This is a genomic window from Mycobacterium sp. E2699 (assembly GCF_001666745.1).
Classification (GTDB): Bacteria; Actinomycetota; Actinomycetes; order Mycobacteriales; family Mycobacteriaceae; genus Mycobacterium.
On record NZ_LZJH01000135.1, the window covers coordinates 42914 to 68043 of the forward strand.

26 protein-coding genes are annotated in these 25130 nt (G+C 69.4%); 11 read left to right on the forward strand and 15 right to left on the reverse strand.

The window, feature by feature from the left end:
* The first annotated feature begins 12 nt into the window (after positions 1-12).
* A complete protein-coding gene (locus A5696_RS23130; protein ID WP_067883323.1) occupies positions 13-1452 on the forward strand; it encodes an amino acid permease in 1440 nt (479 codons plus the stop codon).
* Positions 1453-1559: 107 nt separating this feature from the next.
* The gene (locus A5696_RS23135) at positions 1560-1814 is read left to right on the forward strand and encodes a hypothetical protein (RefSeq protein WP_067883324.1); all 255 of its coding nucleotides are present in this window, start codon (positions 1560-1562) and stop codon (positions 1812-1814) included.
* A 59-nt stretch (positions 1815-1873) separates the two neighbouring features.
* Here the strand turns inward: A5696_RS23135 and A5696_RS23140 are convergent, their stop codons facing one another.
* The 4 genes from A5696_RS23140 to A5696_RS23155 all read right to left on the reverse strand — a co-directional run bounded on the left by A5696_RS23140 (position 1874) and on the right by A5696_RS23155 (position 4484).
* Positions 1874-2284 carry a VOC family protein gene (locus tag A5696_RS23140; RefSeq protein ID WP_067883325.1) on the reverse strand — a complete coding sequence of 137 codons (411 nt, stop codon included), beginning with the start codon at positions 2282-2284 and terminating at the stop codon, positions 1874-1876.
* Positions 2285-2288: 4 nt separating this feature from the next.
* Entirely contained in the window at positions 2289-2735 is a 447-nt protein-coding gene (locus A5696_RS23145) for a helix-turn-helix transcriptional regulator (RefSeq protein ID WP_231964568.1), read from the reverse strand.
* Positions 2736-2833: 98 nt separating this feature from the next.
* Entirely contained in the window at positions 2834-3679 is an 846-nt protein-coding gene (locus A5696_RS23150) for a lysophospholipid acyltransferase family protein (RefSeq protein ID WP_067883327.1), read from the reverse strand.
* Entirely contained in the window at positions 3672-4484 is an 813-nt protein-coding gene (locus A5696_RS23155; protein WP_067883328.1) for a trans-aconitate 2-methyltransferase, read from the reverse strand. Before A5696_RS23155 ends, A5696_RS23150 begins: the two co-directional genes overlap by 8 nt.
* Positions 4485-4572: 88 nt before the next feature.
* Here A5696_RS23155 and A5696_RS23160 point away from each other — a divergent pair, with 88 nt between their 5' ends.
* Positions 4573-5145, forward strand: a complete 573-nt coding sequence (locus A5696_RS23160; RefSeq protein ID WP_067883360.1) for a TetR family transcriptional regulator — start codon at positions 4573-4575, stop codon at positions 5143-5145.
* Between the two features lie 4 nt (positions 5146-5149).
* Here the strand turns inward: A5696_RS23160 and A5696_RS23165 are convergent, their stop codons facing one another.
* Positions 5150-6049 carry an NAD(P)-dependent oxidoreductase gene (locus A5696_RS23165; protein WP_067883359.1) on the reverse strand — a complete coding sequence of 300 codons (900 nt, stop codon included), beginning with the start codon at positions 6047-6049 and terminating at the stop codon, positions 5150-5152.
* Between the two features lie 108 nt (positions 6050-6157).
* Between A5696_RS23165 and A5696_RS23170 the strand changes: the two genes are divergently transcribed.
* Complete coding sequence (locus A5696_RS23170) at positions 6158-7843, forward strand: ATP-binding protein (protein ID WP_231964569.1); 1686 nt, start codon at positions 6158-6160, stop codon at positions 7841-7843.
* On the forward strand, positions 7825-8520 hold the full coding sequence (locus A5696_RS23175) for a response regulator (RefSeq protein ID WP_067883329.1): 696 nt from the start codon (positions 7825-7827) through the stop codon (positions 8518-8520). The genes A5696_RS23170 and A5696_RS23175 overlap by 19 nt, the downstream gene beginning before the upstream one ends.
* Before the next feature lie 30 nt (positions 8521-8550).
* Here A5696_RS23175 and A5696_RS23180 read toward each other — a convergent pair whose 3' ends face one another.
* The 4 genes from A5696_RS23180 to A5696_RS23195 all read right to left on the reverse strand — a co-directional run bounded on the left by A5696_RS23180 (position 8551) and on the right by A5696_RS23195 (position 15969).
* Positions 8551-11622, reverse strand: a complete 3072-nt coding sequence (locus A5696_RS23180) for an RND family transporter (RefSeq protein ID WP_082969112.1) — start codon at positions 11620-11622, stop codon at positions 8551-8553.
* A gap of 129 nt (positions 11623-11751) precedes the next feature.
* The gene (locus A5696_RS23185; protein ID WP_067883330.1) at positions 11752-13119 is read right to left on the reverse strand and encodes a hypothetical protein; all 1368 of its coding nucleotides are present in this window, start codon (positions 13117-13119) and stop codon (positions 11752-11754) included.
* Positions 13120-13137: 18 nt separating this feature from the next.
* Positions 13138-14493 carry a hypothetical protein gene (locus A5696_RS23190; RefSeq protein ID WP_067883331.1) on the reverse strand — a complete coding sequence of 452 codons (1356 nt, stop codon included), beginning with the start codon at positions 14491-14493 and terminating at the stop codon, positions 13138-13140.
* A 24-nt stretch (positions 14494-14517) separates the two neighbouring features.
* Entirely contained in the window at positions 14518-15969 is a 1452-nt protein-coding gene (locus A5696_RS23195) for a condensation domain-containing protein (protein ID WP_067883332.1), read from the reverse strand.
* A gap of 36 nt (positions 15970-16005) precedes the next feature.
* Between A5696_RS23195 and A5696_RS27790 the strand changes: the two genes are divergently transcribed.
* Positions 16006-16290 carry a hypothetical protein gene (locus A5696_RS27790; RefSeq protein WP_156738555.1) on the forward strand — a complete coding sequence of 95 codons (285 nt, stop codon included), beginning with the start codon at positions 16006-16008 and terminating at the stop codon, positions 16288-16290.
* Here A5696_RS27790 and A5696_RS23200 read toward each other — a convergent pair.
* Positions 16285-17469 carry an acyl-CoA dehydrogenase family protein gene (locus A5696_RS23200; protein ID WP_067883333.1) on the reverse strand — a complete coding sequence of 395 codons (1185 nt, stop codon included), beginning with the start codon at positions 17467-17469 and terminating at the stop codon, positions 16285-16287. The genes A5696_RS27790 and A5696_RS23200 overlap by 6 nt on opposite strands.
* 33 nt (positions 17470-17502) lie before the next feature.
* Between A5696_RS23200 and A5696_RS23205 the strand changes: the two genes are divergently transcribed.
* Both A5696_RS23205 and A5696_RS23210 read left to right on the forward strand, forming a co-directional pair.
* Positions 17503-17943, forward strand: coding sequence for a hypothetical protein (locus tag A5696_RS23205; protein WP_067883334.1), 441 nt, complete (start codon positions 17503-17505; stop codon positions 17941-17943).
* A gap of 34 nt (positions 17944-17977) precedes the next feature.
* A complete protein-coding gene (locus A5696_RS23210) occupies positions 17978-18358 on the forward strand; it encodes an NYN domain-containing protein (RefSeq protein ID WP_067883362.1) in 381 nt (126 codons plus the stop codon).
* A gap of 25 nt (positions 18359-18383) precedes the next feature.
* Here the strand turns inward: A5696_RS23210 and tpx are convergent, their stop codons facing one another.
* Positions 18384-18878 carry a thiol peroxidase gene (gene tpx, locus A5696_RS23215; RefSeq protein WP_067883335.1) on the reverse strand — a complete coding sequence of 165 codons (495 nt, stop codon included), beginning with the start codon at positions 18876-18878 and terminating at the stop codon, positions 18384-18386.
* Between the two features lie 111 nt (positions 18879-18989).
* Between tpx and A5696_RS23220 the strand changes: the two genes are divergently transcribed.
* Together A5696_RS23220 and A5696_RS23225 are read left to right on the forward strand one after the other, a co-directional pair.
* On the forward strand, positions 18990-19940 hold the full coding sequence (locus A5696_RS23220; RefSeq protein ID WP_067883336.1) for a GlxA family transcriptional regulator: 951 nt from the start codon (positions 18990-18992) through the stop codon (positions 19938-19940).
* A gap of 19 nt (positions 19941-19959) precedes the next feature.
* Positions 19960-20715, forward strand: coding sequence for a DJ-1/PfpI family protein (locus tag A5696_RS23225; RefSeq protein WP_067883337.1), 756 nt, complete (start codon positions 19960-19962; stop codon positions 20713-20715).
* A 42-nt stretch (positions 20716-20757) separates the two neighbouring features.
* Here A5696_RS23225 and A5696_RS23230 read toward each other — a convergent pair whose 3' ends face one another.
* Entirely contained in the window at positions 20758-21234 is a 477-nt protein-coding gene (locus tag A5696_RS23230) for a nuclear transport factor 2 family protein (protein ID WP_067883338.1), read from the reverse strand.
* 59 nt (positions 21235-21293) lie between these two features.
* Between A5696_RS23230 and A5696_RS23235 the strand changes: the two genes are divergently transcribed.
* Positions 21294-22061: an SDR family oxidoreductase gene (locus A5696_RS23235; protein WP_067883339.1), complete on the forward strand. Its 768-nt coding sequence runs from the start codon at positions 21294-21296 to the stop codon at positions 22059-22061.
* A gap of 38 nt (positions 22062-22099) precedes the next feature.
* Here the strand turns inward: A5696_RS23235 and A5696_RS23240 are convergent, their stop codons facing one another.
* The 3 genes from A5696_RS23240 to A5696_RS23250 form a co-directional block, all read right to left on the reverse strand.
* On the reverse strand, positions 22100-22468 hold the full coding sequence (locus A5696_RS23240; protein WP_067883340.1) for an STAS/SEC14 domain-containing protein: 369 nt from the start codon (positions 22466-22468) through the stop codon (positions 22100-22102).
* Positions 22469-22540: 72 nt separating this feature from the next.
* Positions 22541-23218 (reverse strand): hypothetical protein, encoded by a 678-nt coding sequence (locus A5696_RS23245; protein WP_067883341.1) that lies wholly within the window; start codon positions 23216-23218, stop codon positions 22541-22543.
* 50 nt (positions 23219-23268) lie between these two features.
* Positions 23269-25107 carry a fatty acyl-AMP ligase gene (locus A5696_RS23250; RefSeq protein WP_067883342.1) on the reverse strand — a complete coding sequence of 613 codons (1839 nt, stop codon included), beginning with the start codon at positions 25105-25107 and terminating at the stop codon, positions 23269-23271.
* Positions 25108-25130: the final 23 nt, after the last annotated feature.

Sequence of the window (25130 nt, forward strand, 5' to 3'; positions counted from 1 at the left end):
GGGGCGCCGCACGTGTTGAATGAAGTCAGCGGTCCCCAGGCCGCCGACGACGTCGGACAACTGCGGCGGGGCCTGGCGAATCGGCACCTCCAGCTGATCGCGATCGGCGGCGCGATCGGCACCGGTCTGTTCATGGGATCCGGGCGGACCATCTCCCACGCCGGTCCGGCGGTGTTGCTGGTGTACGGCATCATCGGCTTCTTCGTGTTCTTCGTGCTGCGCGCGATGGGCGAGTTGCTGTTGTCGAACCTCAAGTACAAGTCGTTCGTCGACTTCGCGGCCGACCTGCTGGGCCCCGCCGCGGGCTTTTTCGTCGGCTGGTCGTACTGGTTCGCCTGGATCGTCACGGGGATCGCGGAAATCGTCGCGATCGCCGGCTATTCCAGGTTCTGGTGGCCCGACGTGCCGCTGTGGCTGCCGGCGCTGGTGACGGGCTGCCTGATCCTTGCGTTCAACCTCTTCAACGTCCGCAACTTCGGGGAGATGGAATTCTGGTTCGCCCTGATCAAGGTCACCGCGATCGGGTGCCTCATCGTGGTGGGCGCCGTGCTGGTGGCGACGGATTTCGTTTCGCCGCAAGGGCATCGGGCGGGGGTGGAGAACCTCTGGAACGACGGCGGCTTCTTCGCGACGGGGTTCATGGGCCTGGTCGGCGGGTTCCAGATCGCGTTCTTCGCGTTCGTGGGCGTGGAACTCGTCGGCACCGCGGCGGCCGAGACGACGAACCCGCGCCACACCCTGCCCCGGGCGATCAACGCCGTCCCGCTACGGGTCGCGATCTTCTATATCGGTGCGCTGCTGGCGATCCTGACCGTCGTCCCCTGGCGGCACATCGCCGGCGGCGAGTCGCCGTTCGTCACGATGTTCTCCCTGGCGGGCCTTGCCGCCGCGGCGTCGATCGTCAACTTCGTGGTGACCACCGCGGCCGCCTCCTCGGCCAACTCCGGCGTCTTCTCCACCGGCCGCATGCTTTTCGGTCTTGCCGACAAGGGAAGCGCCCCGGCCCCGTTTCGTCGGCTCAACCGCGGCGGCGTGCCGGCGGTCGCGCTCTTTGTCACTGCGACGCTGCTGCTGACATCCATTCCCCTGCTCTACGTCGGCGGTTCCGTCATGGATGCCTTCACGCTGGTGACGACCGTTGCCTCCCTGCTGTTCATGTTCGTGTGGGCGATGATCGTCGTCAGCTACCTCGTCTACCGGCGCCGCCACGCGCAACGCCACGCCGACTCGTCCTACAAGATGCCCGCCGGCCCGGTGATGTGCTGGGCCATCCTCGGATTCTTCGCGTTCGTCGTCTGGACGCTGTGCACCGAACCCGAGACCGCAATCGCCCTGGCGTGGTTTCCGTTGTGGTTCGTGGTCCTGGCAGCCGGTTGGCTCGTCGTGCGGCGCCGGCCCGGCCGCGCCGAGCGGTATCGCCAATTCCGGGACGAGCTCAACCAGGCCGCCTGACCCGCTCGCGGCCCGGCGTTGTTGGGATCGGTAGCCGATCCGGCGTTCTGTACTTACCGCAACGACGACGCCAACCAGGCGGCGCCACCCGAAAGGAAGTCAGACAGATGAAGCTCGTACCCGCCAGCCTCGAAGAGCAGATCAACCGCGTCGACCGTCAGCGCGCCCTGTACATCGGGATCGCCAACGCGTTGGTCGCCGTCTGGAGCCTCTACCGCGTGATCTGGGGGTTTTACCTCGCAATGACGTTCAGCTGGGTCACCGGCGCCATGATTCCCCAGGTGCTGCTGTGGGGCGTGATCGGCGTCATCACGGGGGTCGTGGCCTTCGGGTTCCTGACCCGCTACTTCAAGGGGTCGTGAACGCTGCACTGGAAAGTCCCGAATCCCCTTGGGGTTCGGGACTTTTCCCGTTCGGCGGGTCAGCGCAGCTGCTGGATGCGGATGAGATTGCCCGCCGGGTCGCGCACGGCGCAGTCGCGAAGGCCGTACGGCTGCTCGGTCGGTTCCTGGACGATGTCGGCGTCGGCCGCTTGCAGGCGCTCGAAGGCGCCGTCGAGGTCCTTGGTGGCCAGCAGCAGCATCGCGTAGGTGCCCTTGGCCATCATCTCGGCGATGGTGCGGCGCTCGTCGTCGGTGATGCCGGGATTGGCCGCCGGCGGGTTCAGCACGATGGACGTACCGGGCTGGCTTGGCGGGCCGACGGTGATCCAGCGCATCTTGCCCTGTCCGACGTCGAGGCGGACCTCGAAGCCGAGCGTGTCGCGGTAGAAAGCGAGCGACGCGTCCGGGTCGTCGTGCGGGAGGAAGCTCGAGTGAATCGTGATGTCCATGGCCTCAGGCTAGGTGCGGCCCGGTGGCGGACGCTTCTCGATTCCTGATCGGTCGGGTCACCTGCTTGGCGACGCACGGCGGTATGCCCGCCGTCGCGTCGGCCGCATGCCTGCGAAACAGGCTGGGCGGCATGCCGACCAGCTCGGTGAACCGCGTGCTGAAGGTGCCAAGGGATGAGCAGCCGACCGCGAAGCAGACCTCGGTGACGCTCATGTCGCCGCGACGCAGCAGCGCCATCGCGCGCTCGATGCGCCTCGTCATCAGGTAGGAGTACGGCGATTCGCCGTACGCGCGGCGGAATTCACGGCTGAGGTGCCCGGCGGACATGTGCACCCCGCGGGCGAGCGCCTCGACGTCCAGCGGCTGCGCGTAATCCCGGTCGATGTGGTCGCGGACCCGGCGCAGCAGCGCCAGGTCGCGCAGGCGCTGCTCGGCGGAGCTTGCGGTCACGTTTGCCATGCTGCCACCAGGACCGGCGGCGCCGAAACGTAAGCCATTGCGAAGCGCGTCGGCGTTTCTTCGCAACTGGTTATGTGTCGCGAAAGCGCCTACGGGATCCTCGCGTCGCGCCAGGCCAGCGGGTTGAGGTTGCGATAAGGGTCGGTGGCGCGCAGCGCGCGCAGGTCCGTCAGGATTTGCTCGAGCGCCCGTTTGGTTTTTTCCTTGACGACGTCCACCCAGTGCTGCACGCCCAATCCCGGCGGCCTGCTCGTGTCGATCGGCGAACCGAAGCGCAGATACATGCGCTGCGGTCGCGGAATCAGCGTCGGCCCGATCCCCCGCAGCAACGGCATCCCCATGTCCGGGCGCAGGTTCAGCCTGCGGCCCAAGGCCTCGCTGAGCCTTCCGTAAGCGCCGTCGCGGGTGGTCCAGCTGCGGTAGACGTCGTCGCCGCCGACGAGGCCGGCCGGCACGATCGGGTAGCCGTTTTCCACCGACAGGCGCGCGAAGCCCCTGCGTCCCTGCCAACGCAACCGGTACTCCTCGCCCTTGAACTTCGCGATCTCGCGCCCGCCCCCGGGGAAAACCAGGATGGTTTCGTCGTTACGCATGAGCTCCCGCGCGGTCTCCGGTGCGCCGACCACCGCGCCGTACGCGGCGATCAGGTCGGCGGGTAGCCCTCGCATCCGTCCGAAGCCCCGTTCGGCCAGCGGGCGCACCCGGGTTCCGATCGCGCGCCGCACGGTGTCGGAGATCAGGAAGACCTCAGAGCCGAACTGAGTGTGGTTGCCCACCAACAGGAATCGCCCGTCGTCGGGGAGGTTTTCGATGCCGTCGACATAGGGTCGGCCGAGGTTCAGCACGGGTCGCAGCCGGTCGGTCACGGTGTCCAGAACGCGACTCAAGGCCTGCACCCGCGGGCTCGGTTCGGTGATCGCCGCGAGATCAGCCACGGTCGCGCCCTTGCGGGCGGGAGAACACCACGGTGAGCACGGGCGGGCCGAGCCGGGTCGGGCTGGACAGCGTCTCGACCATCATGTCCGGATCGGCGGCGCGCCCAAGGGCTTTCAGTGCCGACGGGCTGTAGGCGCGCAGCGCGCTGATGAACCCGTCGTGCAGGCCCGGCTGAATCCACGACCACGGCACCAGCGCCAGGTGCACCGGCAGGGCGAAGACCGGAAACAGCATCGTCGCCAACGGGTGCCGCCGTTTGAGGTCGATCACCAGAAACCGCTTGCCGACGCGGGTGGCCTCGGCGATGGCGCGACAGGCCACCACCGGCGGGAGGTGATGGAACGCGAGTGCGAACACGACGAGGTCGTAGCTGTCGTCGGCGGCGTCGATCGCCGTGGCGTCGACCACCTGGGTGCGAGCCCGCGGGTGGTTGCCTAACTCCCCCGCCGCGATGTTGGCGACCGAGTTCGGGTTCACGTCGCTGACGGTGACCGTCGCGGTCGGATGAAGCCCGAGGATTTGCGCCGAGAGCTTTCCGTGCCCGGCGCCGAGCTCCAGGATGCGCGGATTGGGGATGTCGGCGACGACGTCGAGCGCCGTCCGGGCGTACCTCTCATGCTGACCGGTCAGGGTGCCGAGCCGATCCAGCATGCCGATGACCTTCTGTTTGACCTCGTCCGCAACGTCGTCGCGGTCGAGGTACTCCAGCGCATCCGTCTCGAATCGACGGTCCAACCACGACGCGTCGGGACCGCCCCTGGGCATCGTCGCAATGGCCCGGTCGAGAGCGCCGGTTATAGCCATCAGGTCGTCTCCTTTTCATCCGCCACGGCGCCTGCCGCGTGAGACCACTATAACAAACGAACTAGTTCGTCTGACTATGATGTTCCTCATGAGAACGAAGACCGAGCTCCGCGGCGAGATACTCGCCTCCGCCCGCGCGGAGTTCGCTCAATACGGCCTGGCCGGGGCGCGCATCGACCGCATCGCGCGCAGCGCCAACGCGAGCAAGGAAAGGTTGTACGCGCATTTCGGCGACAAGGAGACCCTCTTCCGCGACGTGGTCGCCGCCGATGGCGCGGAGTTCTTCCGCGCCGTCGAGCTGCGCCCCGATGAGGTGCCCGAGTTCGTCGGCGGCATCTTCGATTTGGCGCAGAGCCGACCCGAACACATCCGGATGATCACGTGGGCGCAGTTGGAAGGGTTTCCGCTCGACAAGCCCGAGTTCGACGGCGAACACCCACCCGAGGCGGCCATCGCCGCGCTGCGGCAGGCGCAGGCCGACGGCCACGTCGATCCCGTATGGGAACCGGAGCAGCTGCTGGTGCTGCTGTTCGCGATCGGCCTGGGTTGGGCGCATTGGCCCGACCCCGCCGCCTTGACCACGGACGCCAAGGTTGTCGCCGCCCGCCGCGCCGCCGCCGTCGAAGCGGCGGCGCGCATCGTCAAACCCGTTGCGCGGTAAGGAGTTAGCCGACCAGCTCCGGGTGGAACTTCGCCGCCATGCGGCGCAACCCGTCCTGCCAGTCGACCGTCGTGCCGCCGATGAGCTCGTGCATCCGCGCCCCGTCGGTGGGGTTGCCCCGCAGCGCGTGGGCGTTCTCCTCGAAGATCGGCTCCTTGCCGACCAGCGAGCCGAGGTAGCCGCACCAGTCCTGGAGGCTGACCGCCTGGTCGCCGCACCAGTTGACCGTCGTCGCCGGAACCGCCGCGGCCTCGAGCAGCTTGGGCACGGTGGCGATGATGTCGTCCTCGTGGATCGGGTTGTACAGCGCGGGTCCGCCGGGCGGGACCGGGATCGGGATGCCGGCCAGCATCATCTCCATGTGGTAGTAGGGCCAGCCGCCGTTGTTGCCATAGGGCACGTTGAGGCGGGCGATGGTGGTCGGGACGTCGAGGATGCGCGCCATCGCCCGGGCGACGACCTCCCCGGCGATCTTGGAGATCGAATACGTGGGGAACAGGAACTTGTGGTTGTCGCCCAGGGCGGCCCCCTCGGCCCGGGCCTCGTCGCCGGGCGGGTCGTACACCGCCGCCGAGGAGCAGTGCAGGAAGGCCTTCGCGGCGCGGCAGTGGGCCATCAGCAGGCCGACCGACTCCGCGTTGGCGGCGAGGTCTTTGTCCCAATTCCCACTCTTGGCCACCGCCAGGTTGAGGACGTAGTCGAAGTCATCCGGCACACCGGTGAAGTCGCCGGCCGCCAGGTCGACCGCCTGGCACCGGATCCCGGCCTGCTCGAGGCCTTCTCGTGCGGCGGGATCGCTGAAACGCGCGATGCCCCACACCTCGTTGTCGGCCGCCAGCGCCAGGGCGATGGGGGTGGCAAGTTGACCGGTCGGACCGGTGATCAGGATCTTTGAGCCGCGCATGCGCTGATAGTAGGCGCTGCCACCCGCCCGCACCGCCGGATCCCCGTGCGGCTGGCGCGATCCCCGACTTTCGCGCATTGTGCTCACTCGCGCGGTACTGTCTTTCGCATGGCCGCCCGGGGTCGCATCGACTTGCGGCTCGCCACCCAGGTGATGCTGCTGCAGCTCGTCATCGTGACGCTCACGCTGATCGTCGCCTTCGGGATGTTCGCATGGTTCAACCGGCAGCGCCTGGACAGCCAATACCACGTCCACGCGCTGGATATCGCTCGTGTGGTGGCCTCGTCGCCGACCGTCATCAACAACATCGCCCGCTACGACGATCCCGCCCTGACGGCAAGCCCCGCACTGACCGCCGAGCTGGCGACCGGTCCGATCCAGAGCGTCGCGTCGCGTGTCGAGCAGCGCACGCATGTGCAGTTCGTGGTGATCGGTAGCACGCACGGCGTCAGGCTCGCGGATCCCGACCGCAAGAGGTTGGGAGCCCATATTCAAGCGGACATCGCCCAGCCGGTCGCCGGGCACGAGATGGTGTCGCACGACTCGACGGTTTTCGGGCGCGCGATCGTCGCCAAAGTCCCGGTGCTGGAACCCGTTTCGAACCGCGTTCTGGGCGTGGTCATCGTCGGAATCTCCACGAAGTCTTTCGATGATCAGTTCTCGAAGAACCTGCGAGTGCTGGCCGCCCTGGGAGGCGTGGCGCTCCTGATCGGCGGCGCCGGCTCGGCCGCGCTGGCCCGCCGCTGGCGAGGCCTGACGCTCGGGTTGCGGCCCGCCGAGATCACCGAACTCGTGCGCAGTCAGGCGGCGGTGCTGGAGGGCATCGGGGAGGGTGTGCTGGCGACCGACACGGCCGGGAAGACCACCTTCGTCAACGACGAGGCGTGCCGGCTGCTCGAGATCGGCGCCGAACCGGGCCGGCCCATCGACGAGATCGGCCTGACACCGCGGGTGCTCGACGTGTTCCGGGCCGCGGACGCGACGCCGAGTCTGGCGACGGTGGGCGAGCGCATCGTCGTGGTCTCGGCGCGGTCGGTAGCACGCGAAGGACGCCAGCTGGGAACGGTTTTGGTGGTCCGGGACCGCACCGATGTGGAGTCGCTGACCCGCCAGCTCGACGCGGTGCAGGTGATGAGCACGGTGTTGCGCGCCCAGCGCCACGAATTCGCCAACCGCCTGCACCTGCTGACCGGCCTGTTGCACGGCGGTCACGTCGACGAGGGTCTGCAATATCTGGAGGAGCTGCTGGGGTCGGGGCCGCTGGGATCCGCGCTGCCCGGTATCGATGCCATCCGCGACGCGTACCTGCAGGCGTTCCTGGCGGCCAAGGGCGCGGCCGCCCGCGAGGCCGGCGTGACGCTGTCCATCGGTGAGAACACCTGGGTGCCCGGCCGGCTCATCCTGCCGGTCGACGTGACCACGGTCCTCGGTAACTTGCTCGACAACGCCATCGACGCGGTCCGGATGAGCGGCAACGCCGTCAGAGAAGTCGAAGTCGAACTGCTGCAAGAGGGTACGACGCTGCACATCACGGTGGCCGACAGCGGCGACGGCGTCGCGCCCGGCTTCGTCGACCAACTCTTCACCGAGGGAACCACGACCAAGCCCGACTCGGGCATGCCGGGCGGGCGGGGCATCGGGCTCGCGCTGTCGCGGCAGATCACCCGCGCGCTCGGCGGCGACCTCTCGCTGGCCAGCGCCGGCAACGCGGAGTTGCGCCTGCGGGGCGCGGAGTTCATCGCCCGGCTGCCGGGCGTGATGGTTGAGGAGGCGCAATGGGCGACGCAGACCTGACGGTGCTGGTGGTCGACGACGACTTCCGGGTCGCCAATTTGCACGCCGAGGTCGTCAACACGCTTCCCGGCTTCACCGTGACCGCCACGGTCAACACGGTCGAGGGCGCTCGCAAGGCGCTCGCCGAGGCGCCCGACATCGACCTCGCCCTGGTCGACGTGTATCTGCCCGACGGCTCCGGGGTCGACCTGGTCCGCGAATTGCCCGGCGACAGCATGGTATTGACGGCCGCGACCGAGGCGGCCACCATTCGCGCGGCCATGTCGGCAGGGGCGCTGAGCTACCTCGTCAAGCCGTTCGCGACCACCGAGCTGGCCGCGCGGCTCGCCGGCTACGCCCGCTACCGCAAGATCCTGGCCGGTCCGGAGCTGAGCTCCGGCGACGTGGACGCGGCGCTGGACGCGCTGCGTCCCAGGCTCGCTCCCCCGGCGCCCGCCACCATTGCCGCCTCCTCCACCAAACAGCTTGTGCTGCAGGCGTTGCGCGCCTCGGACACGCCGATGTCGGCGGCGGAGGTGTCCGCCGCGATCGGGATCTCGCGGGCAACCGCCCAACGGTATTTGGCGGGGCTGGCCACCACTGGCGACGTCAGCGTCGGCTTGCGTTACGGCACCACCGGCCGGCCCGAACAGGAGTTCGCCGCGGCCGACAAGCGACGGCCGCGCCCACCCCGCTGAGGGGCGGGCGCGGGCGCGCCGGGACCGCGGTCAGCGCGCGCCCTTGCCGGCCAGTCGCGACCGGTACGCCGGCTCGATGCCCCCGGCGCAGGCGCGGCGGCGGCCGCCCGGCGCGTTGGGTGGGGCCAGTTTCCGCCGCCGGCTCGCCGCGGAGCGGCGAATGTTGCTGTTGACCAAGCCATGCGGCAGCTCACCGTGGACGCATTCGCCGGTCGCCGGCACCGCCTTCGCCACGGCATGGGTGCGGGTGCGAGTGGCGCGAATCCCCTTGGCGGGCCACCAGTTCGCCTTCCCGACCAGTGCCGCCAGGGCGGGCACCGTGATCGTGCGGACCACGAAGGTGTCGATCAACAGGCCCATGCCGATGATGAACCCGGTCTGCACCATGGTCGAGAGGCTGCCGAACAGCAGGCCGAACATCGAGGCGGCGAAGATGATGCCGGCCGAGGTGATGACACCACCCGTCGAACGGACCGCGCGGATGATGCCGGAGCGGATGCCCAACCGCGACTCCTCACGAATTCGGGTGATCAACAGCAGGTTGTAGTCGGCGCCCACGGCGACCAGCACGATGAAGGCGGTCGCCTGCACGTTCCAGCAGATCGCCTGGTGGAGCACGAACTGGAAGAAGACGACCCCCAGCCCGAGCGCGGACAGATACGAGATGGCCACGGAGGCAATCAGATACAGCGGCGCGACGAGAGCCCGGAGCAGGATGACCAGGATGGCGAAGACAACGAGCAGCGTCATGATGACGATCAGCCGGAAGTCGTCGTCGTAGTAGCTGCGAAGCGTGCTGTACATCGGCGTCATGCCCACCATCGAGATCGAGGCGTCGGCAAGCGAGGTGTTGGGCTGCGCGCCGTGTGCCGTGGCGAGGATCGACGCCACCTGATCCATCGCGGCGGCGCTGAACGGGTCGAATTTCGTCTCGACCAGGTAGCGCGCCGAATGGCCGTCGGGCGCGATGAACATCTTCGCGACGTTCTTGAAGTCGGCCGAGGTGAGCACCTGGGGCGGGATGTACATGCCCGCCATGGCGGGTCCCGTGGCGTCGCGCTTCATCGACAGCAGATACCCGGCGGCCTGGTTCATTCCGAGCCCCATCTTCTTGGTCTGGTCGACGAGCGTCCGCACGCCGTCGGCCAGCCGCCGGCTGCCGTCGGCCAACTGGTCGGCGGCCGCCTGCATTTGCGCGACCTTCTGCTGCACGCCGGCGGTGCTGTTGCCGGCGGTCCGCAGACCGTTGCTCGCCGTCGCCAACAGTGCGGTCAGGTTCTGCACCTGTGCCTGAATGCCGTCCACCGAGGGGCGTGTGGCCACACCGCCGAACATCGGGCCGGCGGCCGCGGCGACGCCGTCGACCAGTGTCGACACCGACCCGTCCGCGAGCCCGCGCAGGTTGTCCAGCGTGTTGGCCGCCGCGGCCAGCGGCTGCTGCACCTGGTTGATGGTTGCGGCGAGTTGGGTGACGGGTCCGCCGGCGCCGCGGATCTGGTCGCGCACCCGGGCGAGGCTGGCCGCGAGTCGGTCGGCGCCGTTGGTCAGCGCGTCGAGGTCGCCGCTCTTGTCGCTGATCTGCGTCGAAGCGTCCTGCAGCTTGGAGCCGACCTCCCCCGCCTGGAAGCTGAGCTTGGCCTGGTCGAGCGGCCGGCCGGTGGGCCGCGTGATGCCGCGCACCGCAGCGATGTTGGGCAGCTGCGAGACCCGTTGCGCCATCTGGTCGAGGTCGGCGAGGGCCCGCGAGCTCCGCAGGTCTTGCGGCGAGTGGACGTAGATGTATTGCGGCAGTAGCGCGCTCGTCGAGAAGTGAGCGGCCATCGTCGAAAAGCCGACGTTGCTCGGCGCCGACTGCGGCAGCTGCAGGCGGTCGTCGAAGCTCGGCTGCAGGAAGAACGCGCAGCCCGCCAGCGCGACCAGCAGCGAAAGGCTCACCAACAGGTGCGTTTTGGGTCGGCGGACCAGCTGAACGGCGGACCGCTGCCACATGCGGCCGGTCAGCGCCGCTCGCGGCGCCACCCATCCGCGCCGGCCGGCGAGCACGAGGGTGGCCGGCAACAGCGTGACGGCGGCGAGGAACGCAATCCCGATCGAAATCGCCAGCGCGGGACCGATACTCGTGAACGCGGGCAGGCGGGTGAAGACCATGCCGAGGAAGGTGACGGCGACCGTGGCGGCCGAGGCCGCGATGACCTCGCCGATGGAGCTCAGCGCTTCTTGCACGGCCAGGTCCGAGTCGATGCCGGCGCGGAGGTACTCGTGGTAGCGGCTGATCAGGAAGACGGCATAGTCGGTGCCGGCGCCCATGATCATGGCCGTCATCAACACGATCGTCAGCGACGACACCCCGAGACCGACCTCAACCAGCCCGGACACCACACCCTGCGCCGACAGCACCGAAATCCCGAGCGTGATCAACGGGACCAACACCGTCACCGGCCGCCGGTAGATCGCCAACAGGATGAGCAGCACCAGCACGATGGTGACCATCTCGATCACGTGCGCGTCGCGGGTGCTCACGATCGTCAGGTCGCCGGCCAGGGCGCCCTCCCCCGTGATCTCGGCGGTGAGCGGCGAGCCCGCGGTGGAGCGCTTGGCGATCTCGGTGATCCGCTGGTAGGCCCGCAACGACTCGGGCGACCCGGCGGGCGCGCGGAGGTTCACCGCCAGGTAGAACGCCTTGTTGTCCGCGCTGACCAGCAGGGGACGCAACGCCGGCGTGGCGACGACGTCCTGCACGGCGGTGACATCCTCGGTGTCGCCGCGCAGGGTGGTGGCCAGCTTGCTGTAGACCTCGTTGTCGCCGGGTTGCAGGCCGCGATTGTCGGTCAGGACGACAACCAGGACGTTCTGTGCGGATTCACCGAAATCCTTCGCCATCTGCTCAGCGGCGGCCATCGCCTCGGGTGGCAGCGGTTGCAGGGGCCGTCCCTCGACCACCTTGGTCAGCGGGGGGACCGCCACGGCCAGCACGGCGACCAGCGCGGCCCAGGCGGCGATGACCAGCCAGGGCGCGCGCACGACGAGCCGGCCCAGCATGGGGAACGCGCCCATGCGCGTCGCGGGGGCGGCTGAGGTGTTTCGCACGGCGGACTTCAACATGTTGTGACCCTTCGCATCTGGCTGCGTATGACTATCGGTTACCGCGAACCTATGGCGCCGCCCGCGTGGTGTCGCGCTTGTCAGCGATAGTCGGAATTAGCGACGATTGCCCGGTTTTGCGCATTGTGCTCACCCGCGCGACCACCCCGCCGCGCCCGCCGGCTCGCGGCACGGCCAGCCGATCGTGGCGGTCAGCGCGAGGTCGCTCAGCGCCCCCGAAAGGGCCTGCCGCAGCGTCGCATTCGAGTGCGAACGGCCCGGCTGATACGCGACGACGGAGACGAAAACTTCGCCGTTCACCCGCCCCGAGGCCAGCGACAACATTCCGCCGAACCGGTCCATGATTTCCGTGCTGACGTCGGGGTGGGGAGCCTTGATGGCGAACTGGTCGGCCCGCGTGCCGTCGGGCCGATAGGCGTCCGGGTCGACCACGCCGATGTTGGAGGAGACGACCGCGGTGGGGCTGCCGGCGGCCACCCCGACGATCCGCCTGACCAGCCGCTGCGGCATCAGCGGAACGAGGGGCAGCAATTCCCGCCGGTTGTCGGTGACCTCTGCGCGCCGGGTCAGGGCCCGCTTCGTCGCGGCGCGGATCTCGCGCAGGTCAGTCGCGGCGCGGGCGGGGTCGACGGTGATGTCGACATTGGCGACGGCGTTGGCGCGGGTGTCGTCCGCGGTGCGCTCGTTGACGGGGATCGCCAGGGTGACCGAGCCGTCGGGGGTCACCCGACCCACGCGCCGCGCGAGCCGGGCCGCGAGGCCCGCGAGCAGGCTGTTGCTTGTTCCCCCGAGCGCCTCGGCGCGGGCGTCCCACTCGTCGGCGCCGACGAAGATGGTTTCCGTCGGCAGCGTGATGGATTCGTCGGGGCCGGCGGACAACGCCGGTTGCGGGGCGGCCTGGACCGGGCCGTCGTCCTCGGGCCGCGCGAGTCGTGCGGCGGCTTTCAAGGCGCGGCCGATGTCCGGGAGGTCGCGCGCGGCCTGGCGGGCGTCCTCGCGCAGCGCCCGCCACCGCCGGCGGGAGCCCGCGGCGGGCCAGTTGATCGGGTCGTGGCGGCCCAGGGCGGCGTCGGCCAGGGCGTCGCACAGCCCGATGCCGTCGGTGAGGGCGTGCGGGACGACCAGGCTCACCCCGGCGCCGCCGTCGGTGAACGGCAGCACCGCCAGGTGCCAGCCGGGTCCGCGCTCGACGTCCAGGGGCGTCGCGGCCTGCTCGCGCAACCACTCGTCGAATTCCTCGCGCGGCCGCGGGGTCGCGACGATCTCGAGGTCGCACTGGCCGCCGGCGGAGACCCAGCGATGCCGGCCGAACGGCAGGGCCGAGCGCTCGATCCGCCGGGACAGCCGTCCCCGCCGCAGGTTGCGGTGGAACCGGCGCAGGCCGTCGAGGTCGATCGCGCGGTCGTAGACCCAGACGCACTGCAGCTGGCCGAGGACTTTCGTCGCTCGCTCCAGGGTGGCGAAGGTCTGGTCGAAGAGGTCGAGTGTGGTGTTCATGCGCTTGAGTTCCTTTGTCTATCGGGCCGCGGCTACGGGGGCCGGCCAGCCGCTGGTTGCGTTGAGTGAGAAGTCGTCCAGTGCGCTCGAAAGGGCTTGCCGCAGAGCGTTCTTGGAGTTCTGCCGTCCCGGCTGGTAGGCCTGGACGGAGATGAAGACCTGCCCGTGCACGCGCGCCGACAGCAGGGCCAGCACTCCGCCGATGCGCTCCATCGTCGCCTTGGTCATGCCCGGGTACAGCGAGGTCACCGAGACGTAGTCCGCGTCGGTTCCGTCCGGCCGGTTGACCTCCGCGGGCGCCGCGCCGAGGTTGGAGGAGACGACGCCGGTCGCAGTTCCGGTGGCGACGCCCACGCACCGCTTGGCGATCCGCTTGGGCAGCAGCGGAACGAGGGGCAGCAGCGCCTCCCGCTCGTCCGACGCCTCCCGGCGGTGCATCAGCGCCCGCTTGATCGCGGCGCGGATCTCCCGCAGGTCGGTCGCCGCGGCCGCGGGGTCGACCGTGACGTCCACGTTCGCGACGGCGTTTGCGCGGGTGTCGTCGGCGGTGCGCTCGCTGACTGGGATCGCCAGGGTGACCGAGCCGTCGGCGCCAACCCGTCCCACTCGCTGGGCGAGCCGGGCCGCCAGCCCCGCGAGCAGCGCGTTGCTGGTCCCCCCGAGCGCCTCGGCGCGGGCGTCCCACTCGTCGGCGTCGAGGAAGACCGTCGCCGTGGGGATGGTGATGGGCTCGTCCACGCCGGTGGGCGGCGCGGCGGTGGGGCCGGCCTGTTCGGCGCCGCCCTCGCGCCGGGCGCGTCGGGCCGCGCTCGCCGCGGCTTTCACCGCGCGCCGGATGCCCGGCAGGTCACGCGCGGTTTGGCGGGCGTCCTCGCGCAGGGCCTGCCACCGCCGGCGCGAGCCGGCCGCGGGCCAGTCGATGGCGCTGTCGTAGCCGCAGGCCGCTTCCACCACCGCCAGGCAGCCGGCCATGCCGTCGGCCAGGCTGTGCAGGGCGACCAGGCTCACGCCCGCGCCGCCGTCGGTGAACGGGAGCACCGCGAGGTGGAACCCCGGTCCGCGCTCGGCATCCAGCGGGGTCGCCGCCTGCTCGCGCAGCCAGGCGTCGAATTCTTCGCGCGGCCGCGGCGTCGCGACGATCTCGAGCTCGGGCTCGTCGGCGGGTGCGACCCAGCGGTGGCGGCCGAACGGCAGGGGCGAGCGTTCGATGCGGCGCGCCAGCCGGCCCCGCTGCAGGTGCCGGTGGAACCGGCGCAGGCCGTCGAGGTCGACGGCGCGGTTGTACACCCAGACGCACTGGCCCACGCTGGTGACACCGGTCGCCTCCTCGAAGCGGAAGATGGTCTGGTCGAACAGGTCGAGTACGTTGGTCATTTTCTTGGTCCTTTCAGGGGTTTGTCAGAGGCTGATGACGGGCACGCCTTGGCCCGTGTTGGCGTGGTGCGCAACGACATCCGTCCACTCCGAGGTGGAGTTGACGGCGTAGGAGAACGCCTGGGTCAGCGCCGCCAGGTAGCGGTGCACCGACTTGCGGGCCTCCGCGTTGTCCGGGAACGAGATCGTGGCGGTGGTTTTGTCGGTCTGACGGTTGATCCACAGGTTGATTCCGCCGTGGGACAGGTTGTCGGCGTAGGTGCCCCAGTTGGTCTCCTCGAAGAGGCTGAAGGCGGGGATCTTCCGAAAGTCCATGAAGGACACCATCATTGCGCGGTGGTCGGGTGGTTCGATGCCCAATTCGAGCGGAGCTGCCAGCTCGAGCGCGCGCTCGACGGGCACGTCGGCGAGGGCCTTGGCGGCGTTGAACGAGTCCTGCGCCGCCCGGGCGGCCTCGGCGAAGGTGGCGGTGCAGATCGGCACGCTGACCGGGACGAGGTTGGCGAACCACCCCACGGTCATCGAGTCGACGCCCGGCGTGCGCGTGTCGTACGGCGTGAACCCGTGATACGTTGCGGCGCCGGTGAACTCGTGCTCCGCGAAGGCAGCGCAGGCCAGCACTCCCCCGCTGAACCGGGAGCCGGCCGCGTGGCAGGCGATCTCGAACGACTCGGTGTCCGCGGCGTCCAGCAGGTCGACCGTCACGAAGGTGCCCTTGTTGCCGGCCCCGTCACCGACCGGGAGCGGGAAGGTCGGCCACTCGCCTCCGGTGTCGCGCGCGAAGTCGATCCAGGCCTTGACCTCCGGCGAGGACAGCGTCAGGTCCGCGAGTCCGTCGCGCTGGCGCGTGGCGTAGCTGCGGTAGCTCGCGACCTGCGGGAGCGCGACGGCCTCGGCCCCGGTCTGTGACAGGTGCTGGTAGGTCATGTGGACGTCGAAGAAGATGAGGCCGGCCGACATCCCGTCGATGTGCAGATGGTCGACGCTGGCGTAGAAGGTGAAGTACTCGGCGTGCTGAACGATGCCGAACGTGAAGCAGCCCCACTCGAGCGTCCCCGGCGTTGTCGTCAGGGCGTGCGTGCGAATCTGTTCGGCGTCCAGGTAGCCGTACTCGGTGGGCACCAGGTCGATGGCCATGGGGTCCGCGATCGTGCGGCGGACGATGACGCCGTCCTCGAGCTGGAACCAGTCGTGGTAGGCGTCGTGACGGCGCACGTGCGCGTTGATCGTCGCCGTCATCGCCGGGATGTCACATTCGCCCGGAATGTCCCACGCCACGACCATCAGCCGGGGCAGCTGCGCGCCCCGCCCCGCGGCGTCGTGGGCGGCCCGAAGGTGGCGGGCCCGCTGGTAACTCGGCGCCAGGTCGCTGCGCGGCGCGTTGAGTGCCGCCGCGCGCGCCGCGGCCGAGGCCCGCCACGTGACGACCGGCCCCTCGCCCGGCTGCCACCCGTTGATGCTTCCCAGTGCGACCATCTTCCCCGACCCCGTTCTGTGTCATGCCGCAATGTCGTGCCGTGGCGCGCCAGCAACTGGACGAAAGTTATTCGCAGGAACTGCATTTCGGGCTTCACGCGGCGATCGTGCGGTCAATTCGGTTATCTGCTGGAACCGAAGTTACGGCGCGGCACCATGGGTGTCTCGCTTGTGGGCGATAGTCGAATTAAGCGACGATTACCCGGTTTTGCGCATTGTGCTCAGATCGCGCCGGGGCTCGCGTCGAAAGTCGACGAGGAGCGCGACGGCACCGAGGGCGAGAATCCGGGCGAGCCGGAATCCGGCGAGCGCCTGCTATAGCCCCGGCTGATCGTCGATGATGCCCAGCCAGATCTGGGCCGCGTCGATGGCCACCTTCTCGCTGATGAAGGCGTGCTGGGTTCCCGTGTACATGTCTCGGAAGGCGCGCTCCAGGCGGCTGCCCTCGCGGATCGAGCTGGTGCCCGCCACCAGGTGCGCCCACTCGGCGCAGGCCCGGGCCGTGTCGGTCGCATAGACGGCGGCCACCCGCATGTCGGCGCGCAGGGCCGGGGTCAGGTCGTCGCCGGCCGCCACGGCGGCCTCGGCGGTGGTGAACGCGTCGCGCACCAGCAGGCGTGCGGCGCGCCAGGCCGCGCGGTGGTGCGCCAGCCCTTTCTGGAAGGTGGGGCGGCTGGCCAGCGAGGCCATGTCGCTCATCCGGAACTTCGTCGCGGCAAGTTCCTGGACGTCGTCGAGCATGCTCTTGGCGACACCGAGCGCCCATGACGCATGACCGGCGGCGGTCACCGGCATCAGCCCCATCCGGGTGGCCGGCGACGCGCCGCGGTAGGGCTTGCGGACGAACAGCTCGAAGGTGCGGCTGGACGGCACGAACACGTCCTGGGCGCTGTAGTCGTAGGAGCCGGTTCCCTTGAGGCCCTGCACGTGCCAGCCGTCGTCGAAGCTGATCTGCTCCCGCGGGATCACCGCGACGCGCATCTCGGGAAAGCCCTCGCTGATCCACCGCATTTCGCCGTCGTCCATCGGTAGGAACCCGGCCGCGACGTATTCGGAGTGGCCGATGCCGGAGCCGAAGTTCCACGCCCCGGTCACCCGGTAGCCGCCGTCGACCGCGTTGCCCTGGCCGTTGGGAAAGAACTGCCCGCCCAGCGTGACGCGGTTGTCGTGCGCGGTGAACACCTCCGCGAACCCCTCGTCGGGCAGGTATGCCGCGGCGGCGAACGAGGACGGCAGATTGGCGATGCCGATCCACCCGAACGATCCGTCCTGCCAAGCCATTTCGATCCAGGTCTCGATCATCTCGGCGAACGACGGCTCCACGCCGCCGGCCGCGACGGGATTGAAGGAGGACATCAGCCCGCTGGCCCACATCTCGTCGACGATCGCCGGGGTGAGCGTGCGCGCCCGCTCGGACTCGGCGGCTTCGGCCCGCACCAGGTCGCGCATGCCGCGGGCCAGTGCGACCACCCGATCGTCCGTGTCCGCAATCGACGTCATTGTCGGTTCCTATCGTGGAGAAAACTGATACCCGTGACCGTTCTTAATACCATCGCGACCGTCGTCGCCATAGTGCTTGGCCTGCACATCATCACTAAGTTCGCTTTCTTCGCGCTGCCCTACCGCAGACGGCGCGCCTTGCTGGACAAACAGTACGGTGGCAAGGCCTCGGCCACCGACACGTCCGACGTGGTGCTGATGGCCTTCACCCTGGGGATCGCCGCCCTGTTGCTGTGGCGCGGTGTCGAGTCCGTGAGCTTTCTGGGTGGGCTGTGGGTCGGCGCGACGCTGATCCAGCTGTACTTCCACCGGTTCCACCGGCCGGTGGGCCCCGAGCGCGCCGCCCCGCCGCCGACGTCACCGCTGAAGGAGATGTCCTACGCCATCCAGGATGCGCCGTGGCGACCGTGGCCCCAGTTGCTGACGCTCACGGTGCTCGTCCTGTTCAGCCTCGCGCAGTTGGTGTGGAAATGATTGCCCCGCAAGCGGTGTGGCCTACCGTGTGTCTGTGCGCTGGATCGTCGACGGCATGAACGTGATCGGCAGCCGCCCCGACGGGTGGTGGAAGGACCGCGGCCGCGCCATGGTGGCGCTGGTCGACAAACTCGACCAGTGGGCGGCGAGGCAAGGACAGCGCGTGACCGTGGTGTTCGAGCGCCCGCCGGCGACCGCCATCGAATCGTCGGTGATCGAGGTCGCCTACGCGCCCAGGCCGGCCGCGGACTCGGCCGACGACCAGATCGTCCGGCTGGTGCGGGCCGACGCGCGCCCGCACGCCATCCGGGTGGTGACATCGGACAAAGGCCTGACCGATCGGGTCGCGACGCTGGGCGCCTCCGTCTATCCCGCGGCGGGCTTCCGCGACCTGATCGACCCGCGCGGCCGATGACCGCCGACGGTGCGAATGGCCGGCGTCAGCCGACCGCCGCCAGCGCCGCGTCGTAGTCGGGCTCCTGGGCGATCTCGGGCACCAGCTCGGTGTACGCCACGTTGCCGTCGGCGCCGACTACGACCACCGCGCGCGCCAGCAGCCCGGCCATCGGGCCGTCGACGATGCTGACCCCGTAGTCCTGGCCGAAGCTGTCCCGGAACGCCGAGCCGGTCTTGACGTTCTCGATGCCCTCGGCGCCGCAGAACCGCGCCTGCGCGAACGGCAGGTCGTTCGACACGCACAAAACCGTCGCGCCGCTGGCGGCCGCACGCTGGTTGAAGGTCCGCACGCTCGTCGCGCACACCGGTGTGTCGATGGACGGAAAGATGTTCAGCACCACGGGCTTACCGCTGAACTGGTCGTTGCTGACCGCGCCCAGGTCCGTGCCGACCAAGGTGAAGGCCGGGGCCGGGGATCCGACGGCAGGAAGCTCGCCGACGGTGTTGATCGGGTTTCCACGCAAGGTTATCTGTGCCATGGGGCACAGTCTGCCAAGCCCGGTGGGGCGGCCCGGGGCCAGGTCGCCATGTCCTAATTCGTGGGGTACCGGGCGTAGACGCCATAACGGTGTCTGGCCGAGACTGAGTGCATGGCTCGCAGGGTTGTGATCGCCGGCTTCCCCGGCGTTCAGGCGCTCGACGTGGTCGGACCCCACGAGGTGTTCTCCGGTGCGTCGCTGCTGACCGGCGGCGGGTACGAGGTCGTCCTGGCGTCGGTCGACGGCCGGCCGGTGACCACCGCCACCGGCCTGGCCTTTTTGACCGAGCCGCTGCCCGACCCGAGCGACGCCCTCGACACCGTCGTGCTGCCCGGCGGCGGCGGCGTCGACGCGGCGCGGTCCGATCCCGAGCTGCTGGGCTGGATCAAACGGGTCACCGGGAACGCCCGCCGCGTCGTCAGCGTCTGCACGGGCGCGTTCCTGGCCGCCGAGGCGGGGCTGCTGGACGGCCGGCGGGTCACCACGCACTGGGCGTTCGCCGGCCGGTTGGCCCGCGAGTTTCCGGCGGTCGAGGTCGATCCGGACCCGATCTTCGTCCGCAGCTCGGACACCGTGTGGACGGCCGCGGGCGTCACCGCCGGAATCGATCTGGCGCTGTCCCTGGTCGAGGACGACCACGGCACCGAGGTCGCGCAGACGGTGGCCCGCTGGCTGGTGCTGTACCTGCGCCGCCCCGGTGGGCAGACCCAGTTCGCGGCGCCGGTGTGGATGCCGCGCGCCAAACGCAGCTCCATCCGCGAGGTGCAGGAGGCCATCGAGGCCGAACCGGGCGGGCAGCACAGCATCGGGGACCTGGCCCGCCGCGCGGCGATGAGCCCGCGCCATTTCACGCGTGTCTTCACAGACGAGGTGGGTGAGGCGCCGGGCCACTACGTCGAACGCATCCGGACCGAAGCCGCGCGCCGGCAGTTGGAGGAGACCGACGACACCGTCGTCGCCATCGCCGCCCGGTGCGGCTTCGGCACCGCGGAAACGATGCGGCGCAACTTCATTCGTCGCGTCGGCATTTCGCCGGATCAATACCGCAAGGCCTTCGCCTGATCGAGAAAGGACACCAACCATGACGCAGATCGCAATCGTGACCTACCCGGACTTCACCGCGCTGGACATGATCGGCCCGTACGAGGTGCTGCGCAACCTGCCCGGCGCCGACGTGCGATTCGTGTGGCACGAACCCGGGCCGATCACCGCCGACTCCGGCGTGCTGGTCATCGGCGCCACCCACTCGCTGGCCGAAACCCCTTCCCCCGACGTGATTCTGGTGCCCGGAGGCCCGTCGACCCCGGTGCACGCGCGGGACGACGCGCTGCTCGAGTGGCTGCGTCGCGCGCACCGAACCGCGAGCTGGACGACGTCGGTGTGCACGGGTTCGGTGATCCTGGCGGCCGCCGGTCTGCTCAAGGACCGCCGCGCCACGTCGCACTGGCTCGCGCTTGCCGCGCTGAAGGCGTTCGGCACCACCCCGGTCGCCGACGAGCGGATCGTGCGCGAGGGCGACATCGTCACCTGTGCGGGCGTGTCCGCCGGGCTCGACCTGGCGCTGTGGCTGGCCGGGCAGATCGGCGGCGAGGGCCGCGCCAAGGCGATCCAGCTGGCGATCGAATACGACCCGCAGCCGCCGTTCGACTCCGGCCACATGTCGAAAGCGTCGGCGACCACCAAAGCCGCCGCCACGGCGCTGCTGTCCAGGGACAGCGTCAAGCCGGCCCACCTGAAGGCCACCGCGCTGCTGGCCTGGGACCAGGCGCTCAGGGCCGTCCGGTCGCGGAGGCGCGTCAGCGCCGACAGTGAATTTCACGACGCGACACGCCGCTGAATCGTCGCAGGTTGCACGCCCGGCGGCCGCCCAGGGAGCCTGCTACGCCTGGGGTTGCAAGAACTTGTCGGAGGCGAACTGGCCGCCTGCCTGCAGCCAGGCGGTGACGACACGCGGCGCGTCGCGGTTGGGGTTGTAGATGTCCTCCTCGCTGGAGAACAGGCCGTCGCCGGCGTAGACCAGCCGGGTCCAGTTGGGGAACCAGAACGGCTCGCCGTTCGGGTCGGTCGGGTGGTCGAGCAGATTCCTGATCATGACGACGACGGCGTCGTTCTCGTCGTCGTAGGCGATCCAGTCGCTGGGGAAACGCATGTGCGGGAACGGCGCCATCACCGCGACGATCCAGTCCCGCACCGCCTCCCGGCCGTGGAAGACGCCGTAGTGGTGCTCGGTGTAGACGACGTCCTCGGTGAAGAGATCGGCAAAGGGTCGCCAGTCGCCCGAGGAGCTGCACTCCTCGACGACGGCCGTGTAGTTCGCGACGGCTTGCTCGATTTCGGCCCTGCTGAATTTGCCCATGGCGGACACACTAGAACGTGTTTCGGTGATAGGTGACTGGTCTGAATGGGGATATTTCGATGAGCGTGCTGAACTTGTTCGACTTGCACGGCAAGCGGGCTCTGGTGACCGGGGCGTCCAGCGGCATCGGCAAGGAGGTCGCGCTGGCCTACGTCCAAGCCGGCGCGGAGGTGGCAATCGCGGCGCGACATTCCGAGCGCTTGGAGCGGGTTGCCGGCGAGCTCACCGCGGCGGGTGGCCGGGCCGTGCCGGTCGCCTGCGACGTGACGCGGCCCGACCAGGTCGACGCAATGGTCGACCGGGTGATCGCGGAGCTGGGCGGCATCGACGTCGCGGTGTGCAACGCCGGGATCATCACCGTCACACCGATGCTGGACATGCCGCCGGAAGAATTTCAGCGCATCCAGGACACCAACGTGACGGGCGTCTTTCTCACCGCTCAGGCCGCGGCGCGGGCGATGGTCCGGCAAGGGCGCGGCGGGTCCATCATCACCACCGCCTCGATGTCGGGCCACATCATCAACGTCCCGCAGCAGGTCGGCCACTACTGCGCCTCCAAGGCGGCGGTGATCCACCTGACCAAGGCCATGGCCGTCGAGTTTGCGCCGCACCACATCCGGGTCAACAGCGTCAGCCCCGGCTACATCCTCACCGAGCTCGTCGAGCCGTTGGCGGAGAACCACGCCCTGTGGGAGCCGAAGATACCGATGGGCCGCCTGGGCCGGCCCGAAGAACTCAGCGCCCTGTACGTGTACCTGGCCGGTGCGGCGTCCAGCTACATGACCGGCTCCGACATCGTCATCGACGGCGGATACTGCTGCCCCTGATCACCCCGTTGTGGGGGCCGTAGAACGCTACCCTCGGCCTACGAGCCGTCGACAATCCACTCGCGCGCTTGCTCGACCTGCCCGGCGGGAAAGTGCTGGATCGTGGCCGACACAAAGTGCGAGCCGAGATGCTCGGCCACATCCCCGAGGTGCGAGTCGGTGACGACCGCGACCTTTTTGATGTGCTTGTGGTGGTCCCGAACGAAGCGGAGGTGGGTGACCAGCGCGCCGAAACTGTCCCAGCCGGGAAACGTCGGCGCGCTGATGATGAGGCCGGCGAGGTCGCCGTTGGCCTCGATTTGCGGGTCGACGGCCTTGGCGAGTTCGGTGAAGTCGTTCTTGTCGAGTGCGGACTCCGGGCGCACCAGCAGGATGTTGTGCGCGCTGTCCAGGTCGTAGTCGATCACGGCGTGCTCCTAGGCGATCGGTTGATGCCCTCATGATTCTTCTGAGGCGCGGGCGCCGATAAGAGGCGAAAGTCATCCCTCCAGCTGACCGGAGATTCCGCGCTCGATGCTGGCCCGCGTCGTGGACGGCAACACGACGAGGCCGTCGAGTTCCTTGCGGGCCAGGTCGAAGGCCTGCTGGCGCTCCTGTGGCGCGGCGGCGGGGTCCGCAGCGACCCGCAACAGGCTCTGGGCCCGCGCGATCCGCTGCCGGCCGTCCGGTGAGAAGTCGCTGCGGCGCCTGCGCATCGCCTCGGCCTCGGCGACGTTGAAGGCGGTGACGTAGTCCTCGACCGCGGCCTGATAGCGAGCCGCGGTCTCCCGATCGTCCAGGAGGTCTTCGGCCTTCACCGGGCGCAGGAAGTCCGCTCGCAGCTTGGCTTTGTGGAAACCGATCGTGAGCGGATCGCGCATGTCGGTCATCAGCGGGAAGTCGAGAAGCTTGGCGACGTCGAGCTCGTAGGAGAGCCACCGCGCGTCGGTGCGGCCGTGCTCGTCGATGACGCGACGGAGCGAACGCCATTGCGCCGCTTGGCTATTGGAATTGCCGGCCGAGGCGCTCACCGCTTCGGTGGGACGCGTTCGACCCACATCGTTCGGCTCTTCGGCGCGCCGCTTGTTGGCGGTGAACGCGCGCACCGCGGCGATCACCATGCCTGTCAGCGGCAGGATCACGATCAGGAGCTCCGCCAATCGGATGAGCAGACCCACACCGCCAGGATGCCACCCCGGCGCCCTCCGGCAAGGGCGACTCCCGCTCCCTAGTGCACTCCCAGTGTGCCGCTGAGGTATTGGGCGCGGCAGGCCCGTCGGGCCAGCTTGCCGCTGGTGGTGCGCGGGATGGCGCCGGCCGGCAGGAAACGCACGTCGGACACCGGCACACCGTGCCGGCGCGCCACCGCGTTGCCGATCGCCTCGATCGCCGGTCGGGGATCCGCGCGACTGGTGCCGGCGGCGCGCTCGGCGATGATCACCAGCCGCCGGCCGTCATCGTCGGCCGGCACGGCGAACGCGGTCACGTAGCCACGGCGCACCATCGGCGACGCCTCGGCGACGGTGGCCTCGATGTCTTGCGGGTAGTGGTTGCGGCCCGCGATGGTGACCAGGTCCGCGATTCGGCCCGTGATGTACAGCTCGCCGTCGAGGTACACGCCCAGGTCGCCGGTCCGCAGCCAGGCACCGCCGACATTCGCGCCGTCGGCGTGGCCGCCCTCCGCCAGCCGCGACCGCAGCGTGGCGCCGAACGCCCGCCGTGTCTCGTCGGGCAGCCCCCAGTACCCGCGGCCCACGTTGTCGCCCTGCAGCCAGACCTCGCCGATATCCCCGTCGGGCAGTTCGGATCCGGTTTCGGGGTCCACGATGATCGCCCGCAGGCTGCGTGCAACCCGGCCACACGACACCTGGGGCACGGCATTCGGGGCGTCCGCCTCGATGCGCACCGCGTGACCGGCGCTCAATTGCTCGCGGTCGAGACAGGTGACCGATGCCTCGGCCGACGGCTCGATGGTCGCGATCATCAGGGTCGCCTCCGCGATGCCGTACGACGGCTTGAACGCGGTGCGCGGCAACCCGTATGGCGCGAAGGCCTTGTTGAAGGTCCGGATCGCGTCGATGCTGACCGGTTCGGAGCCGATGATCAGCACCACGTTGCTCAGGTCGATGTCGTCGCCCGGGGCGGGCAGGCCGCGCTGCGCGGTCCACTCGTAGGCGAAGTTCGGCGCCGCGGTCACCACCCGGCCCTGCCTCGACCCGGCGGACAAGGCCTGAATCCAGCGCAGCGGCCTGCGGACGAAAGCGGTGGGCGACATCAGGGTGGAGTGTCCGCCGTACACCGCGGGAAAGCCGATCATCGACAGACCCATGTCGTGGTAGAGCGGTAACCAGCTGACGCCGTGGGTGTTCCGGTCCAGCAAGTCGATCGAGAGGATCATCTGCACGAGGTTGGTGCCCACGGCACGGTGGGTGATCTCCACGCCGACCGGTGGCCGCGTCGCGCCCGAGGTGTACTGCAGGTGCGAGACGCGGTCGATGTCCAGTTCGACGGGGACGAACAACTCCCCCGCCGAGTCGGGTACCTCGTCGATGACGATCAGGCGCGGCTTCCTCAGGTCCGGGAGGCTGTCCAGGAAGTTTTCCACCGCGTTCGCGGCGGCCGCCGTCGTGAGGACCGCCGCGGGTCGGGAGTCGCGCAGCGCCGTCTGCAGACGCTCGGCGTGACCGGGCAGTTCGGGCGCGAACAACGGCACGGCGATGGTGCCCGCCTTGATCGCGGCATAGAAGCCGGCGACGTAGTCGATGCCCTGCGGTGCCAGGATCGCCACCCGGTCGCCGTCGTCGGCGAACTGCTGCACCCGCGCGCCAATGGCCCGCAGTCGGATCCCGAACCGGGCCCAGGTCACTTCGAGGGTGTGCCCTTCCGAGCGGGCGTAGTCCAGGTAGCGATAGGCCACGGCGTCACCGACATTGGCGACGTTGCGCTCGATGAGGGAGATCAGGGTGGTGCCCGGCGGCAACGCCACCTCGCCGTCGGCGTCCAGGCAGTCCTCTATCAGTAGCAGGCCCTTTGGAGCCGCGGTGCTGTCTCGGGAACCGCAATTCATGAGCGCAGTCTAGGTGCCCGGCG